A 1011-nucleotide genomic window follows, 5' to 3' on the forward strand; every position below is an offset into this window, starting at 1 on the left:
GACGGCCAACGACGACGACAGCGTCCGGCTGTGGTACCGCGTCTCGGGACGGGAGAGGGTGAGCCGATCAGGGTTGCTTCCTCGATGTCGGCGTTCCGGTCCTCCCCACGCCCGTGGGGTGAGCCGCACGTTGAGAGGAATGATCACATATTTGTATGTGATCAAGAGCATCCAACTGCGACCAGCCCGTGACCTGCCGCGTCAGGTTGGAATGAGGTCAGTGAAGTCGAATTCACCGGCCCGCACTCCTGAGACGAAGGCCTCCCATTCGGTGCGGGTGTAGATGATCGCGGGTCCCTCAGGGTGCTGACTGTGCCGTACGGCGATGCGACCGGTGCCATCCAAGACCGGGCCGGCCTCGACACAGTCTCCTCCGCCGCCATCGGCGCTGAAGGTGCTGATGTGCCAGGCGACATGGAGCGGGTGAGCGTCGAAAGTAGGCATGAGGGCGGCTCCGTCTCCGGACGTTAGCCAAGCTCTTCGGCGACCGACGCGATCAGCTCGACCGACTTATCCGATTCAAGTGCATCACGATGGATTCCGTCGAACTTGAGCATAAGCCTCTCGGCCTTTTCCGCCTCTACGTAGATCGCGCCCGCAGGACTTGAGACGTAGGCGACCGCTGGGTACGGTTCCGGCAGCTCATAGATCTTGAACGATCCATCCGGGCTGGCATGGGCGCCGCCGAGCGCAGCCGGGTGCGGTCGATGCCGCGTCCAGAGTGAGCACCGGCCGGCGCACAGTTGGTCCGCGTCGGCGATCTGGTGCCCGCCCGTGAGGATCCCGAGGCGTCTCACACATGAAGGGGAGCACGTGAGACGCCTCGTCGCCGCCGGCGGTGATCTGTGGTGCTGTTCACCGGTTCACCCATCTGAAGCTGGACCGGTTACCCGGCCACGGCCGGGTGACGGGCAACTAGCACCGGGTCCGCCAGGTGGAGGAGGTCTTGAGCCCGACGCGGGAGTAGTTTCTCCCATTCCAGCCGTAGACGCTCACCACGGTTCGCCAGGT

Annotated in this window: 2 protein-coding genes; both read right to left on the minus strand. The window is 64.3% G+C overall.

Translation table 11 applies throughout. The features are described 5' to 3' along the window. Positions 1-201: 201 nt before the first annotated feature. Entirely contained in the window at positions 202-444 is a 243-nt protein-coding gene (locus AB0O34_RS37040) for a DUF397 domain-containing protein (RefSeq protein ID WP_363923704.1), read from the minus strand. A gap of 23 nt (positions 445-467) precedes the next feature. Continuing rightward, positions 468-797 (minus strand): Scr1 family TA system antitoxin-like transcriptional regulator, encoded by a 330-nt coding sequence (locus AB0O34_RS37045; protein WP_363923706.1) that lies wholly within the window; start codon positions 795-797, stop codon positions 468-470. Positions 798-1011 lie beyond the last annotated feature (214 nt).

Origin of the sequence: Sphaerisporangium sp. NPDC088356, from assembly GCF_040685555.1 — a bacterium.
GTDB lineage: Bacteria > Actinomycetota > Actinomycetes > Streptosporangiales > Streptosporangiaceae > Sphaerisporangium.

Coding starts and splice junctions, on each gene's coding strand:
- AB0O34_RS37040 (WP_363923704.1), bottom strand. CDS start 444: ATGCCTACTTTCGACGCTCACCCGCTCCATGTCGCCTGGCACATCAGC.